General features: G+C 65.5%; 21 protein-coding genes. 18 read left to right on the forward strand and 3 right to left on the reverse strand.

The window, feature by feature from the left end:
- The 15 genes from AC3A6J_RS23675 to AC3A6J_RS23745 form a co-directional block, all read left to right on the forward strand.
- Positions 1 to 72, forward strand: a 72-nt coding sequence (locus AC3A6J_RS23675; RefSeq protein ID WP_487861899.1) for an EF-Tu C-terminal domain-related protein, incomplete at its 5' end; no start/stop codon positions are given.
- A 21-nt stretch (positions 73 to 93) separates the two neighbouring features.
- Entirely contained in the window at positions 94 to 408 is a 315-nt protein-coding gene (gene rpsJ / locus AC3A6J_RS23680) for a 30S ribosomal protein S10 (RefSeq protein WP_007838118.1), read from the forward strand.
- A 147-nt stretch (positions 409 to 555) separates the two neighbouring features.
- Entirely contained in the window at positions 556 to 2,151 is a 1,596-nt protein-coding gene (locus tag AC3A6J_RS23685) for a hypothetical protein (RefSeq protein WP_487862451.1), read from the forward strand.
- A gap of 20 nt (positions 2,152 to 2,171) precedes the next feature.
- On the forward strand, positions 2,172 to 2,696 hold the full coding sequence (locus AC3A6J_RS23690; RefSeq protein ID WP_487862452.1) for a hypothetical protein: 525 nt from the start codon (positions 2,172 to 2,174) through the stop codon (positions 2,694 to 2,696).
- Between the two features lie 211 nt (positions 2,697 to 2,907).
- Positions 2,908 to 3,588: a 50S ribosomal protein L3 gene (rplC, locus tag AC3A6J_RS23695; protein WP_487862453.1), complete on the forward strand. Its 681-nt coding sequence runs from the start codon at positions 2,908 to 2,910 to the stop codon at positions 3,586 to 3,588.
- A complete protein-coding gene (rplD, locus tag AC3A6J_RS23700; protein ID WP_487862454.1) occupies positions 3,588 to 4,208 on the forward strand; it encodes a 50S ribosomal protein L4 in 621 nt (206 codons plus the stop codon). Before rplC ends, rplD begins: the two co-directional genes overlap by 1 nt.
- A complete protein-coding gene (gene rplW, locus AC3A6J_RS23705; protein ID WP_487862455.1) occupies positions 4,205 to 4,540 on the forward strand; it encodes a 50S ribosomal protein L23 in 336 nt (111 codons plus the stop codon). Before rplD ends, rplW begins: the two co-directional genes overlap by 4 nt.
- Before the next feature lie 2 nt (positions 4,541 to 4,542).
- A complete protein-coding gene (gene rplB, locus AC3A6J_RS23710) occupies positions 4,543 to 5,367 on the forward strand; it encodes a 50S ribosomal protein L2 (RefSeq protein WP_055807934.1) in 825 nt (274 codons plus the stop codon).
- A gap of 10 nt (positions 5,368 to 5,377) precedes the next feature.
- Positions 5,378 to 5,656, forward strand: coding sequence for a 30S ribosomal protein S19 (gene rpsS, locus AC3A6J_RS23715; RefSeq protein WP_007838132.1), 279 nt, complete (start codon positions 5,378 to 5,380; stop codon positions 5,654 to 5,656).
- A gap of 9 nt (positions 5,657 to 5,665) precedes the next feature.
- A complete protein-coding gene (gene rplV / locus AC3A6J_RS23720; protein ID WP_007838134.1) occupies positions 5,666 to 5,998 on the forward strand; it encodes a 50S ribosomal protein L22 in 333 nt (110 codons plus the stop codon).
- A gap of 17 nt (positions 5,999 to 6,015) precedes the next feature.
- Positions 6,016 to 6,930, forward strand: coding sequence for a 30S ribosomal protein S3 (gene rpsC / locus AC3A6J_RS23725; RefSeq protein ID WP_280814123.1), 915 nt, complete (start codon positions 6,016 to 6,018; stop codon positions 6,928 to 6,930).
- A gap of 52 nt (positions 6,931 to 6,982) precedes the next feature.
- Positions 6,983 to 7,399, forward strand: coding sequence for a 50S ribosomal protein L16 (gene rplP, locus AC3A6J_RS23730; protein ID WP_021012789.1), 417 nt, complete (start codon positions 6,983 to 6,985; stop codon positions 7,397 to 7,399).
- Positions 7,400 to 7,454: 55 nt separating this feature from the next.
- Entirely contained in the window at positions 7,455 to 7,664 is a 210-nt protein-coding gene (gene rpmC / locus AC3A6J_RS23735; RefSeq protein WP_487862548.1) for a 50S ribosomal protein L29, read from the forward strand.
- Positions 7,665 to 7,673: 9 nt separating this feature from the next.
- On the forward strand, positions 7,674 to 7,943 hold the full coding sequence (gene rpsQ, locus AC3A6J_RS23740; protein WP_487862456.1) for a 30S ribosomal protein S17: 270 nt from the start codon (positions 7,674 to 7,676) through the stop codon (positions 7,941 to 7,943).
- 72 nt (positions 7,944 to 8,015) lie between these two features.
- The gene (locus tag AC3A6J_RS23745) at positions 8,016 to 8,522 is read left to right on the forward strand and encodes a redoxin family protein (RefSeq protein ID WP_487862457.1); all 507 of its coding nucleotides are present in this window, start codon (positions 8,016 to 8,018) and stop codon (positions 8,520 to 8,522) included.
- On the opposite strand, the gene AC3A6J_RS23750 is transcribed toward AC3A6J_RS23745, so the two are convergent.
- Together AC3A6J_RS23750 and AC3A6J_RS23755 are read right to left on the reverse strand one after the other, a co-directional pair.
- Entirely contained in the window at positions 8,519 to 9,109 is a 591-nt protein-coding gene (locus AC3A6J_RS23750; RefSeq protein WP_487862458.1) for a GNAT family N-acetyltransferase, read from the reverse strand. The two genes, AC3A6J_RS23745 and AC3A6J_RS23750, sit on opposite strands and share 4 nt — an antisense overlap.
- A complete protein-coding gene (locus tag AC3A6J_RS23755) occupies positions 9,106 to 9,813 on the reverse strand; it encodes a cytochrome b/b6 domain-containing protein (RefSeq protein WP_487862459.1) in 708 nt (235 codons plus the stop codon). The genes AC3A6J_RS23750 and AC3A6J_RS23755 overlap by 4 nt, the downstream gene beginning before the upstream one ends.
- Positions 9,814 to 9,971: 158 nt before the next feature.
- On the opposite strand from AC3A6J_RS23755, the gene AC3A6J_RS23760 reads away from it, so the two are divergent.
- On the forward strand, positions 9,972 to 10,418 hold the full coding sequence (locus tag AC3A6J_RS23760) for a c-type cytochrome (RefSeq protein ID WP_487862460.1): 447 nt from the start codon (positions 9,972 to 9,974) through the stop codon (positions 10,416 to 10,418).
- Between the two features lie 185 nt (positions 10,419 to 10,603).
- On the forward strand, positions 10,604 to 11,545 hold the full coding sequence (locus tag AC3A6J_RS23765; protein ID WP_487862461.1) for a hypothetical protein: 942 nt from the start codon (positions 10,604 to 10,606) through the stop codon (positions 11,543 to 11,545).
- A gap of 76 nt (positions 11,546 to 11,621) precedes the next feature.
- On the opposite strand, the gene AC3A6J_RS23770 is transcribed toward AC3A6J_RS23765, so the two are convergent.
- Positions 11,622 to 12,119: a TlpA disulfide reductase family protein gene (locus AC3A6J_RS23770; RefSeq protein ID WP_487862462.1), complete on the reverse strand. Its 498-nt coding sequence runs from the start codon at positions 12,117 to 12,119 to the stop codon at positions 11,622 to 11,624.
- A gap of 106 nt (positions 12,120 to 12,225) precedes the next feature.
- Between AC3A6J_RS23770 and AC3A6J_RS23775 the strand changes: the two genes are divergently transcribed.
- Positions 12,226 to 12,762 carry a hypothetical protein gene (locus tag AC3A6J_RS23775; protein WP_487862463.1) on the forward strand — a complete coding sequence of 179 codons (537 nt, stop codon included), beginning with the start codon at positions 12,226 to 12,228 and terminating at the stop codon, positions 12,760 to 12,762.
- Positions 12,763 to 12,797 lie beyond the last annotated feature (35 nt).

The following is a 12,797-nucleotide window of genomic DNA, read 5'->3' on the forward strand; positions in this document are numbered from 1 at the left end:
CTGCGCTTCGCCATCCGTGAAGGCGGCCGCACCGTGGGTTCGGGCGTCGTGGCAAAGATCCTCGACATCTAAGCCGGACGCAAAGGAAGCACCATGGCCACCAAGCAAAAAATCCGCATCCGCCTCAAGGCATTCGACTACAAGCTGATCGACCAGTCGGCAGCCGAAATCGTCGACACCGCCAAGCGCACTGGCGCGATCGTCAAGGGCCCCGTGCCCCTGCCGACCCGCATGAAGCGTTTCGACATCCTGCGTTCGCCGCACGTCAACAAGACGTCGCGCGACCAGCTCGAGATCCGCACGCACCAGCGCCTGATGGACATCGTCGACCCGACCGACAAGACCGTGGACGCGCTGATGAAGCTCGACCTGCCGGCTGGCGTCGACGTCGAGATCAAGCTGCAGTAATCCGGCTTTCTCCGCGTCAACCAGCGCGAGCCCGCCTGCAGAAATGCAGGCGGGCTTTTTGTTTGCTTTCCTGGATGTGGCATCCTCGCCCAACGGCCTGCTGTTCAAGGGGGCATCGACCGCGACTGGAACAAGGACGGACCAGCAATGAACGACAAGCGCTTTCTGGCATGTGTGGCGGCCTGCATCGCCGTCCTTTTTCTCGCTGGCTGCGGTGGGGGTGGGGGAGGGGGAGGCGGCGGGGGCGGACTGATCGGCTTTCCACTGCCGGTGGCGCCGGCGCCGGGCTCGGTGGTCCTGAGCGGCACCGCCACCTACGAATTCGTACCGAACCAGAGCGGTCCGCTGGTGTACGCCGCTTCGGCTCCCAAGCCGGTACGCGGCGCCATGGTGGAAGTGCTCGATGCGGGCACTTCGGCGGTGCTCTCCACCACCACCACCACCGACAGCGGTGCCTATGCGGTCCCGGTGCCAGCCAACGCAATGATCTCGGTGCGCGTGCGCGCGCAGCTGATCCGCAGCGGTCCTGGGGCCAGTTGGGACGTCACGGTGCGGGACAACACCCGTTCGAGCGCCCTCTACGCGCTGCAGACCGGTGCTTTCTCTTCCGGCGCGGCCGCCCAGGTGCGCGACCTGCATGCGCCCTCGGGCTGGGGCGGTTCGGGCTACACCGGCGAGCGAGCGGCCGCACCGTTTGCGATCCTCGATACCGTCTACACCGCGATGCAAAAGGTCTTGTCGGTCGCGCCCGCGTCGGCATTCCCGCCGCTGAAGGTCTTCTGGAGCCCCAACAATGCGAAGACGGGACCCGTGATCAACCTGCCCGCGGGACAAATCGGCACGACATTTTTCTGGAACCGCGACAGCGGACGCGAAATCTACGTGCTCGGCAAGGAAGACGCCGACACCGACGAGTACGACAGCTCGGTGATCGCCCACGAATGGGGGCACTACTACCAGTCGGCCTTCAGCCGTGACGATTCGATGGGCGGCTCCCATGCGCAGCAGGAATTGCTCGATCGCCGGTTGGCTTTCTCCGAAGGCTTCGGCAATGCGTGGTCGGGCATTGCGCTGGCGCGTCGGAACTACGTCGATTCGCTGGGTGCCGGGCAGTCGGACTCTATTGGATCGCTCAATATGGACTTGTCGGCCGGTGCGACCAGCATACCGGGCTGGTACCGCGAACCGTCGATCCAGTCGATCCTCTGGAACCTCGACCAGCAAGTCGGCTTCAAGCCGATCCATGACACGCTGACCGGCTTCCAGTTCAGGAGCGGCGCCGCCGTGACTTCGATCCACAGCTTCGCGGCCGCCTTCAATGCGACGGCGCCGGGCAGCGCAGGGGCGTTGGCCGCCCTGCTCGCCGGGCAGAACATCGCCGCGACGAACGATCCCTATGGCGAGGCGGAAAGCAATAGCGGCGGGATTCCCGACACGATCCCGCTGTACAGGCGCACCATCGTGGGCGCGCCGCCGGTTCGGGCCTGCGTCTCCAGCCAGGCCGGCCTGGGCAACAAGCTCGGTAATTACTCCTACGTCCGCTTCACGGCGCCCGATAGTCGCAGCTACGTGGTCACCGTCAGCGGCCCGCCGGGCTCTGCAGCCTCCTTCGAGATCTTCCGCGGCGGGTCGGTCGCCCGGAATGACAGCACGGTCTCCCTGTCCGGCGGCGACTACGTCCTGGCCGTGTCCGACCTCGGCAATCCCGGAACGCAGAGATGCTTCAACGTCTCCATCCAATAGCAGCAAGACGAAAGGCCGCCATGAACTTCCGTTCCAATCCGTCCTTGGCCATTGTGTGCCTGGTACTGGCGGCGGCCGTGCCGGCAACGGTCCTGGCCAGCGGCGGGCCCTCGTCGCCGAAAGGCGGGCAGCAGGGCGCGGTGCCGCCGGGCACCGCCGGCCAGAAGGCCGGCGGCTCCGGCGTCGTCGTCCAGTACCAGGTCGGTGCCACGCCGCAGCCCGGCCAGCCCACGCCCGTGGTCCTGCAGTTCGACGGTGTGACCGCACCGGACGGCGCCACGGTCCAGTTGACCCCCGACTCGGGCCTCAGCCTGCAAGGGAGCGCGACGCTGACGCTGCCGCAAGGCCGAAGCACGGCCACCGTGCGCGTCGCGAGCGAACGCCAAGGACTGGTCTACCTCAACGTGTTCATCAGCCAGGGTGGCGTCTCGAGCGTGATTTCCATCCCGATCCAGACCGGCGGGTCGGCGCCCGCGCTGAAGTCCACGGGAGAGATGAAAACCACGCCCGACGGCGAGCGCATCATCACACTGCCTGTCAAATAGGCAGCGAACGGTCGCTTGCGCCAACCTGGCGGACCGGGCTATAATCGCCGGCTCTGCCCAAATTGCGCCTGCGCGAAAACGCCTGCACAGTGGAGGGTGGAGATTTATCAACCTTCTTTCGCAAGCCGCGAAACCATCGGTCGACCGGCTAAACGCTGTTGCCAATTGAAGTGACAGCGGCGAAAGAGGATCCATTTTTTGGAGAAAACAAATGAGTCTGAGCAACTCCCTCGGGTTGCTGGGCCGCAAGGTGGGGATGATGCGTCTCTTCACCGATGACGGGGACGCAGTTCCTGTCACGGTGGTGGATGTGTCCAACAACCGTGTGACCCAGATCAAGTCGCAAGAGGCCGACGGCTACGTCGCGCTGCAAGTGACGTTCGGTTCGCGCAAGGCTTCGCGCGTGACCAAGCCGCAAGCCGGCCACCTCGCCAAGGCGGGTGTCGAAGCTGGTGAAATCATCCGCGAATTCCGCGTTCCCGCCGATACCGCCGACCAGCACAAGCCTGGCGCCGTGATCGCCGCGAGCAGCGTGTTCGCCGTTGGCCAGAAGGTCGACGTGCAGGGCACCTCGATCGGCAAGGGCTTCGCCGGCACCATCAAGCGCCACAACATGAGCTCGCAACGCGCGTCGCACGGCAACAGCCGTTCGCACAACGTGCCCGGCTCGATCGGCATGGCGCAGGACCCCGGTCGCGTGTTCCCCGGCAAGCGCATGACGGGCCACCTCGGCGACGTCACCCGCACGACGCAGAACCTCGACCTGTTCCGCATCGACGAAGCACGTCAACTGTTGCTCATCAAGGGCGCGATCCCGGGCGCAAAGGGCGGCTTCGTCACCGTGCGTCCCGCCATCAAGGCCAAGCCGCAAGCGGCCGAAGGAGCGAAGTAATGCAACTCGAACTCCTGAACGAACAGGGCCAGGCCGCGTCGAAGTTCGACGCCCCCGAGACCGTGTTCGGCCGTGACTACAACGAAGACCTGGTCCACCAGATCGTCGTTGCATTCCAGGCCAACGCCCGCCAGGGCACGCGTGCCCAGAAGGACCGCGAGCAGGTCAAGCACTCGACGAAGAAGCCTTTCAAGCAAAAGGGAACGGGCCGCGCCCGTGCCGGTATGACGTCCTCGCCGCTGTGGCGCGGGGGTGGCCGGATCTTCCCGAACATGCCTGACGAGAATTTCTCGCAAAAGATCAACAAGAAGATGTACCGCGCCGGTATGGCCTCCATCTTCTCGCAGCTGGCTCGCGAAGGCCGTCTGGCCGTGGTGGATTCGCTGACTGTGGATTCGCCCAAGACCAAGCCGCTGGCCGCCCGTTTCAAGGCAATGAATCTCGAGTCCGTGCTCGTGATCGCCGAAGAAGTCGACGAAAACCTGTACCTTGCCTCGCGCAATCTGGTCAACATCCTCGTGGTCGAACCCCGTTACGCCGATCCGGTGTCGCTGGTTCACTACAAGAAGGTGCTGGTCACCAAGGGTGCCGTCGACAAGCTCAAGGAGATGTTCGCATGAGCCGCGTGAACCCTACCGCTGCTGAACGTACGTTCGAAGAAGGCCGCCTGATGGCGGTGCTGGTCGCCCCGATCGTGTCCGAAAAGGCCACGATGGTCGGCGAGAAGTCGAACGCTGTCACTTTCAAGGTGCTGCAAGACGCCACCAAGCCCGAGATCAAGGCCGCAGTTGAACTGATGTTCAAGGTCGAAGTCCAGGGCGTGTCGGTGCTCAACACCAAGGGCAAGACCAAGCGCTTTGGCAAGTCCATCGGCCGCCGCGACAACGTTCGCAAGGCCTATGTGATCCTGAAGCCAGGTCAAGAGCTCAACCTCGTCGGGGAAGGCGCTTAATCATGGCCGTCATCAAGATGAAACCCACTTCGCCGGGCCAACGCGGCGCGGTGAAGATCTCGCGGGACCACCTGTACAAGGGTGCCCCTCACGCGCCGTTGCTCGAGCCGCAGTTCCAGGCTGCCGGTCGCAACAACAACGGTCACATCACGATTCGCCATCGCGGCGGTGGTCACAAGCATCACTATCGCGTTGTCGACTTCGTGCGCAACAAGGACGGCATCCCGGCCAAGGTCGAACGCATCGAATACGACCCGAACCGCACCGCCCACATTGCCCTGGTCTGCTACGCCGACGGCGAGCGCCGCTACATCATCGCCCCGCGCGGTCTGGAAGCCGGTGCAACGCTGCTGAGCGGTTCGGAAGCCCCGATCCGCGCCGGCAACACGCTGCCGATCCGCAACATTCCGGTGGGTTCGACGATCCACTGCATCGAGCTGCAACCCGGTAAGGGCGCGCAGATCGCACGTTCGGCCGGCACGTCGGCCACGCTGCTGGCTCGGGAAGGCGTCTACGCCCAGGTCCGTATGCGTTCGGGTGAGGTGCGCCGCATCCACATCGAATGCCGCGCGACCATCGGCGAAGTGGCCAACGAAGAGCACAGCCTGCGCCAACTCGGCAAGGCCGGTGTGAAGCGTCACATGGGTATTCGCCCGACCGTTCGCGGCGTGGTGATGAACCCGGTCGACCACCCGCATGGTGGCGGCGAGGGCAAGACTGGCGAAGGCCGCCATCCTGTCGACCCATGGGGCAACCTGACCAAGGGCTATCGCACCCGTAACAACAAGCGCACGCAGGTCTTCATCGTGTCGCGTCGCAAGAAGTAAGGGATAGCCAATGACTCGCTCTCTCAAAAAGGGTCCGTTCGTCGACCACCACCTCGTGGCCAAGGCCGACAAGGCCGTGACGACCAAGGACAAGAAGCCGATCAAGACCTGGTCGCGTCGCTCGATGGTTTTGCCCGAATTCATCGGCCTGACCATTGCCGTACACAACGGCAAGCAGCACGTGCCCGTGTACATCACCGACCAGATGGTCGGCCACAAGCTCGGCGAATTTGCGCTCACGCGCACGTTCAAGGGGCACCCCGCGGACAAGAAAGTCCAGAAGAAGTAAGGAACGACCATGTCTGAAACACGTGCAGTCCTCCGCGGTGTCCGCCTCTCGGTCGACAAGGGCCGTCTGGTCGCTGACCTGATCCGCGGCAAGAAGGTCGATCAAGCGCTCAACGTTCTGCAATTCACGCAGAAGAAGGCCGCTGTGATCATCAAGAAGGTGCTCGAGTCGGCCATCGCCAACGCCGAGCACAACGACGGTGCCGACATCGACGAACTGAAGGTCAAGACCATCTACGTCGAGCAGGGCGCCACGCTCAAGCGCTTCACGGCGCGCGCCAAGGGTCGCGGTAACCGCATCAGCAAGCCCACGTGCCATGTGTACGTGACGGTTGGCAACTAAGAACGCCTGGAAGAAATATGGGACAGAAAATCCATCCGACCGGCTTCCGCCTTGCGGTGACCCGTAACTGGTCCAGCCGCTGGTACGCAAGCGACCGCGATTTCGCGGGCATGCTGGCCGAAGACATCAAGGTGCGCGAATACCTCAAGAAGAAGCTGAAGAACGCTTCGGTGTCGCGCGTCATGATCGAGCGTCCCGCCAAGAACGCACGCATCACGATCTACTCGGCTCGGCCGGGCGTCGTGATCGGCAAGAAGGGCGAAGACATCGAGAACCTCAAGCGCGAACTGGGCAAGCAGCTCGGCGTGCCGGTGGCCGTCAACATCGAAGAAGTGCGCAAGCCCGAAATCGATGCGCAGCTGATCGCCGACAGCATCACGCAGCAGCTCGAGAAGCGGATCATGTTCCGCCGCGCCATGAAGCGCGCCATGCAGAACGCCATGCGTCTGGGTGCCCAAGGCATCAAGATCATGTCGGCTGGCCGCCTGAACGGCATCGAGATCGCCCGCACCGAGTGGTACCGCGAAGGTCGCGTGCCGCTCCATACGCTGCGCGCCGACATCGACTACGGCACCTCGGAAGCCAAGACCACCTACGGCGTCATTGGCGTCAAGGTCTGGGTCTACAAGGGCGACACGCTGGGTCGTAACGACCTGCCGGCGGTCGAAACGCCGCGTCCCGAAGAAGAACGTCGTCCGCGCGGTCCGCGCCGCGATGGCCGCCCGGGTGGCGACCGTCCGGGTTCGGACCGTCGTGGTCCCGGCCCGCGTGCCGGTGCCCGTGGCCCGATCGGTGGCAACACCGCGCCGGCCGATGGCAGCGACAAGCCCGCAGAAGCAACCGGCGCAGCCGGTGCAGACTCGAAACCCGCCGTTAAGCGCGTCCGAAAAGCCGCGCCCGCTGCAGCAGCGGACGGTGCCAAGACCGAGTAATCGGTCGCTCCCGGGTGCGCAAGCACCTGGGGCCCTCACGGAGTAACAAAACATGCTGCAACCTGCACGAAGAAAGTTCCGCAAGGAACAAAAGGGCCGCAACACCGGCATCGCAACCCGGGGCAACTCGGTTGCCTTCGGTGACTTCGGTCTCAAATGCACCGATCGCGGCCGCCTCACGGCGCGCCAGATCGAAGCCGCTCGTCGCGCGATCTCGCGTCACGTGAAGCGCGGTGGCCGTATCTGGATCCGCGTGTTCCCGGACAAGCCGATCTCGACCAAGCCCGCCGAAGTCCGGATGGGTAACGGCAAGGGCAATCCGGAGTACTACGTCGCCGAGATCCAGCCTGGCAAGATCGTGTTCGAGATCGTCGGCGTGCCCGAAGAACTCGCCCGCGAAGCGTTCCGCCTGGCTGCCGCCAAGCTTCCGCTGCGCACGACGTTCGTCGCTCGCCAGCTCGGCGCCTGAGAGGAGAACATCCATGGCAACACGTAAGAAAAAAGACACCGCGGCGCCCGCCAAGGTGACCAAGGCTGCAACCCTTCGCGAGAAGGACGTTGCAGGCCTGAAAGCCGAGATCAAGGACCTGCAGAAGGCCCATTTCGGTCTGCGCATGCAGAAAGCCACGCAACAGCTGTCGAACACCGCGACGCTGCGCGTGACGCGCCGCGACATCGCTCGCGCCAAGACCATTCTTGCTCAGAAGAGCCAAGAAACCCAAGCCGCCAAGTAAGGAGTGAACATGACGGAAGCTAAAAAATCCCTCAAGCGCACCTTGATCGGCAAGGTGGTCAGCGACAAGCGTGCCAAGACCGTGACCGTGCTGGTCGAGCGCCGTGTGAAGCACGAGCTCTACGGCAAGATCGTGGCGAAGACGAGCAAGTACCACGCCCATGACGAAAATGGCGAGTACAAGCTGGGCGACACCATCGAGATCACCGAAAGCCGCCCGATCTCGAAGACCAAGAACTGGGTCGTGACCCGCCTGGTCCAGAAGGCCCTTCTGGTCTGATCCCCGGCTGGCAACAGCCCCTCGCGAAACGGCCCACAATGTGGGCCGTTTTTCTTTTTCAGGAGCATTCAAATGATCAAAGTCGGCGACACCCTTCCTTCGGCAACCCTGCAGGAATATTCGGAAGTGGAGGGCGAGGGCTGCAGCATCGGCCCCAACCCGGTAGAGGTGAGCAGGGCCGCGGCCGGCAAGACCATCGCGCTGTTCGCGCTGCCCGGTGCCTTCACGCCCACCTGCTCGGCCAAGCACGTGCCGGGTTATGTGCAGCACTTCGACGATTTCAAGGCCGCGGGCGTGGACGAGATCTGGTGCGTGAGCGTGAACGACGCGTTCGTGATGGGCGCCTGGGCGCGCGACCAGAAGACCGGCACCAAGGTGCGCATGCTCGCCGACGGCAGTGCCGAGTTCGCCAAGGCCACCGGCCTCACGCTCGACCTGACCGGCCGCGGCATGGGCCTGCGCAGCAACCGCTACTCGATGCTCGTGAAGGACGGCAAGGTTGCCGCGCTCAACGTCGAGGCGCCCGGCAAGTTCGAAGTGAGCGACGCCGACACGTTGCTGGCGCAAGCGCGCGGCTAATAAAGATCCGCCTTCAGGTAGTGCGCCCCCGCAATGGGGTTGTGATAGTACGGCGGCACCTCTACGAAGCCCAGGTCTTCGTAGAGGGCGCGCGCCGACTCCATGTCGTCGAGCGTGTCGAGCAGCACGCAGCCATAGCCGGCCCCGCGTGCCGCGTCGAGGATCGCCTCGGCGAGTTGTCGTCCCACGCCCAGGCCGCGGAAGCCGGGCCGCACGAAGAGGCGCTTCATCTCGGCGGCGTTGGCGTAGTCGGTGTTGTCGAGCGGCCGCAGTGCGCAGCAGCCGGCCACATGCGCCACTGCACCGTTGGCGCGCCGCAGGGTCGGTGCGCGCTGGCCGGTTTCTTCCTTGATGTGCGCGGCGTCGACCAGCGCGAGCAGCAGCGCGCCCCGCGGCTCGGCATAGTCGCCGGGCAGTGTCGCCAGCTCCTCCTCGAAGTTCTGGAAGCACAGGTCGATCTTCAGCGAAGCCGCATAGTCGCGGAAGAGCGCGCGGGCGGCGTCGAACTCGACGGGATCGTCGGGCGTCAGCAGCACGACGGCCGGCGTGTCCGACAGTGGCAGGGGGCGTGAAACCGAAAAGCTCATAGGCGCAGGGTGGCAATCCAGTACGCGATGCCGGCGCACACGGCGAACAGCGCCAGCGCGAGCCCACGCGAGGCGGTGTCGTCGCGGCTCGGCGTTACGCGGGCGGTGGGTGCATTGGCGGCGATCAGCTTGTCGCCCGAGAGCATCGGCCGCACCAGCCGGTGTCGTTTCACCAGCACGTAGAAAAGCACGGCCACCACATGCAGGCCAACCAGAACCATCACGATCGTCTTTCCGAAACCCTTGTGCCAGCCCGTGGCGAGGCTCACGACCTCGCCGGAGACGAAGCGGGTGAGTGGCCCCGCCGCGGCAATCTCGTCGTCGGCAACGAGGCCCGTGGCGACCTGCAACGCCAGCACCGCGAGCACGGCAAAGACTGACAGCGCGCCCAGCGGCGTGTGCCCGATGAGATGGTCGGGATGGGCCCGCCCGCGCAGGTAGGCCAGGACGGACCCGGGGCCATAGAAGAACGACGCGAAGCGCGACCACCGCCCGCCTACGAAGCCCCAGAGCAGGCGGAACAGCAACAGCGCGAGCACCGCGTAGCCGAGGCGGAAGTGCCACTCCATCACCCCGCCGAGGCCGGTGGCGATCAGGCCGATTACTGCGGCGCCCAGCGCCCAGTGGAAGACGCGCGTCGGCAGGTCCCAGATGCGCGTGGGAACGGGCTCGCTGGACGGGGCGGCCGCGGAGGAGTCGGTCATCGAAAAGGCAGGCTGCGCAGAAATCTGCGGAAGGCGCAGATTAGCAAAGTCCGCGCCGCCGCATGCATCGGGTTGTTGCTATGCGGCGCGGCAGTGCTGCCCCTACACTCGGCCCGGCGCCGCGCTCGACGGTGTCGAACCCACAACGAGGACTCCCGATGATTCGACCTGCTTTGTATGCCCTGGCCGCTTCATGCGCCGCCCTGTCGCTGCCGGCCGCGGCCCAGTTTGCCAAGACCGAAGACGCCATCAAGTACCGCCAGAGTGCGCTGTTCGTGATGGGACAGCATTTTGGCCGCGTCGGTGCCATGGCCAACGGCCGCGCCCCGTATGACGCCGCGGCCGCCAGCGCCAATGCCGAGATCGTGGCCGAGATGGCGAAGCTGCCGTGGGCCGGCTTCGGCGCCGGCACCGAGGGCGGCAAGAGCAAGCCCGAAGTGTGGAAGGAAGCCGCCAAGTTCAAGGAGCTCCAGGACAAGATGATCGCCGAAACCGGCAAGCTGGCGGTGGCCGCCAAGGCGGGCAACCTCGACGCGTTGAAGGCGCAGTTCGGCTCGGCGGCCGCGAGCTGCAAGGCCTGCCACGACGATTTCCGCAATCGGTGACCGCTAACAAAGGTCTGGCGGTGAGGTGTGCTGCGGAAAATTCCCGCAATTCGCCGCCAATGGCAGACATCAGAGTCGAAATACACCTTTTCTGACGAGGATGGCGCGCAATCGGCGCCATGCTTGGCTGTCGATCGGGAGCGCATGCCGCTCCCGATGCGATCAACCAACAGGAAGGAATTTGAATGACTGAGTTTGCCTACACCCGCATGGCCGTGGCCGTTTCTTTGGCAATGGCCGTCTTCGTGACGCCCGCTTCGGCCCAGGACGCCCAGGTAAAGGAACCAGCCGGCGCAGCAGCAACGGCTGCGAAGCCGGGTGCCACAAAGGCGGCCGAGGCGCCTAAGGAGGCTGGTGCCAAGTCCATGGACAAGGCCAAGGACGCAGCGTCCGGCGCCGCCGAGGCCCCCAAGGCCGCCGCTGTGAAGCCGGTCGAGGCCAAAAAGGAAGCCGGCGCCAAGCCCGCTGACAAGGCTAAGGAAACGATGGGCGCCGCCGCCGCGGCACCCAAGCCGGTTGCTGTGAAGCCGGCCGAAGTGGCGAAGGAAGCCGCACCAAAGGCCGCGGCCGCAAAGCCGGCCGAGCCCGCGAAGGAAGCCAGCGCCAAGACCGCCGACAGGGCCAAGGAGATGAGGGGCGAAGCGGCCGCGGCGCCGAAGCCGGTCGCTGTGAAGCCGGCCGAAGTCGCAAAGGAAGCAGCCCCGAAGGCCGCCGTCGTGAAGCCCGCCGAGCCCGCGAAGGAGGCCAGCGCCAAGAGCGCCGACAAGGCCAAGGAAATGACGGGCGAAGCGGCCGCGGCGCCGAAGCCGGTCGCTGTGCAGCCATCCGAAGTCGCAAAGGAAGCAGCCCCGAAGGCCGCTGCGGCAGTGAAGCCGGCCGAGCCCGCGAAGGAAGCCAGCGCCAAGACCGCCGACAAGGCCAAGGAGGTGACGGTCGCGCCTGCCGTGGCACCGACGCCGGTCGCTGTGAAACCGGCCGAAGTCACAAAGGACGCGGCACCGAAGGCCGCCCCCGTGAAAACGGTCGAATCCCCGAAAACCGGTGCTGCGAAGGCGCCCGGCGCTGAATCCGCCAAGGTAGCCGGCGACAAGCCTGCGGTGGAAAGCGCCAAGCCCGCTGCACGCTGATCCACGCGCCCCCGCCCGAATCCGTCGAAACAAAGCCCGCCAGCCGGCGGGCTTTTTCACGCCCGACGCGCCTGCCTCAAGCCTCCGCGAGCAGCTTCTCGATCAGCTTGTGGAGCTCGGCGAAATCGGGTTCGCCAACATAGCGCTTGACGATCTCCCCCTTCTTGTTGACCAGGTAGGTGGTGGGCGTGAGCTTCACGTCGCCCCAGGCCTGGGCCACGCTGCCGGTGTTGTCGATCGCCACCTTGAACGGCAGCTTGCGGGTTTCGGCGAAGTTGACGACGTAGCTCGGCGGGTCGTAGCTCATCGCCACCGCCAGCGTGTCGTAGCCCTGCGACTTGTACTTGTCGTAAGTCGCGATCACCTTGGGCATCTCGGCCACGCAGGTCACGCAGCTCGTGGCCCAGAAGTTGACCAGCGTGACCTTGCCTTTCAGGTCATCGGTGCTTTTCTTGCTGCCGTCGAGCAGCACGAAGGTCGATGCCGGTGCGGCGGTGGCGCCGGAGCCGAAGTACACGCCCACGCCAGCCACCACGGCAAGGGCGACGGCGGTGGCGGCGATGTATTTTTTCATGGCGTCCGATGGAGAAGGGCGGCGCGATTTTAGTTCCGCCATGCCGATCGTGCAGCCATGGGGCCGCTGCGCCCGACCTGGGCGGCCGGCCGGATAATCGCGGTCGATGCCATTGCCCGTTTCCCGTTCCTGGCCTGCGCTGGCCGCCGCCGCCGTGCTGGCCGCCTGCAGCCCCACCTTCAACTGGCGCGAGGTGCCGATCGCCGAGGCTGGCCTGGTGGCGCTGCTGCCCTGCAAGCCCGACCGGGCCGAGCGCGCCCTCCCCCTCGGCGCCGAAGCGGTGCGCATCGCGATGGCGGGTTGCGAAGCGGGTGGCGCGACCTTTGCCGTGGCCCATGCGTCCGCGAACGACCCGGCCCAGGCCGAAGCCTGGCTCATCGCCTGGCGCGCCGCCACGCGCAGCCAGCTGGGCGAAGCCCAGGCGCGCGAAGCGCCGGCCACGCTCAAGAGCGCGGCCACCACGCCGGCGCCCGTGCGGCTCGAGGCTGCGCCGCCGCAGCCGGGCGCCGCGCCGCTCCAGGTGCTCTGGTTCGCGCAACGGCAGAAGGACGGGCGGGTGGCGCTGTACCAGGCAACCGTGCTCGGCCGCCCTTCGGCGTCAGACGCGGCGGGAGCCTTTTTCGAGGGTCTGCGCCTTCCCTGAACCGCGGGACGCCTGCTGCGTGATGTTCCCCCTCT

The sequence above is a fragment of the Variovorax sp. Soil_C_39 genome, from assembly GCF_057656815.1.

Coding starts and splice junctions, on each gene's coding strand:
- rplB (WP_055807934.1), top strand. CDS start 4,543: ATGGCCGTCATCAAGATGAAACCCACTTCGCCGGGCCAACGCGGCGCG.
- AC3A6J_RS23775 (WP_487862463.1), top strand. CDS start 12,226: ATGCCATTGCCCGTTTCCCGTTCCTGGCCTGCGCTGGCCGCCGCCGCC.
- AC3A6J_RS23685 (WP_487862451.1), top strand. CDS start 556: ATGAACGACAAGCGCTTTCTGGCATGTGTGGCGGCCTGCATCGCCGTC.
- AC3A6J_RS23755 (WP_487862459.1), bottom strand. CDS start 9,813: ATGACCGACTCCTCCGCGGCCGCCCCGTCCAGCGAGCCCGTTCCCACG.
- rplP (WP_021012789.1), top strand. CDS start 6,983: ATGCTGCAACCTGCACGAAGAAAGTTCCGCAAGGAACAAAAGGGCCGC.
- AC3A6J_RS23765 (WP_487862461.1), top strand. CDS start 10,604: ATGACTGAGTTTGCCTACACCCGCATGGCCGTGGCCGTTTCTTTGGCA.
- AC3A6J_RS23770 (WP_487862462.1), bottom strand. CDS start 12,119: ATGAAAAAATACATCGCCGCCACCGCCGTCGCCCTTGCCGTGGTGGCT.
- rplC (WP_487862453.1), top strand. CDS start 2,908: ATGAGTCTGAGCAACTCCCTCGGGTTGCTGGGCCGCAAGGTGGGGATG.
- rpsJ (WP_007838118.1), top strand. CDS start 94: ATGGCCACCAAGCAAAAAATCCGCATCCGCCTCAAGGCATTCGACTAC.
- AC3A6J_RS23745 (WP_487862457.1), top strand. CDS start 8,016: ATGATCAAAGTCGGCGACACCCTTCCTTCGGCAACCCTGCAGGAATAT.
- rplW (WP_487862455.1), top strand. CDS start 4,205: ATGAGCCGCGTGAACCCTACCGCTGCTGAACGTACGTTCGAAGAAGGC.
- AC3A6J_RS23760 (WP_487862460.1), top strand. CDS start 9,972: ATGATTCGACCTGCTTTGTATGCCCTGGCCGCTTCATGCGCCGCCCTG.
- rpsS (WP_007838132.1), top strand. CDS start 5,378: ATGACTCGCTCTCTCAAAAAGGGTCCGTTCGTCGACCACCACCTCGTG.
- rpsC (WP_280814123.1), top strand. CDS start 6,016: ATGGGACAGAAAATCCATCCGACCGGCTTCCGCCTTGCGGTGACCCGT.
- rplV (WP_007838134.1), top strand. CDS start 5,666: ATGTCTGAAACACGTGCAGTCCTCCGCGGTGTCCGCCTCTCGGTCGAC.
- rplD (WP_487862454.1), top strand. CDS start 3,588: ATGCAACTCGAACTCCTGAACGAACAGGGCCAGGCCGCGTCGAAGTTC.
- rpsQ (WP_487862456.1), top strand. CDS start 7,674: ATGACGGAAGCTAAAAAATCCCTCAAGCGCACCTTGATCGGCAAGGTG.
- AC3A6J_RS23750 (WP_487862458.1), bottom strand. CDS start 9,109: ATGAGCTTTTCGGTTTCACGCCCCCTGCCACTGTCGGACACGCCGGCC.
- AC3A6J_RS23690 (WP_487862452.1), top strand. CDS start 2,172: ATGAACTTCCGTTCCAATCCGTCCTTGGCCATTGTGTGCCTGGTACTG.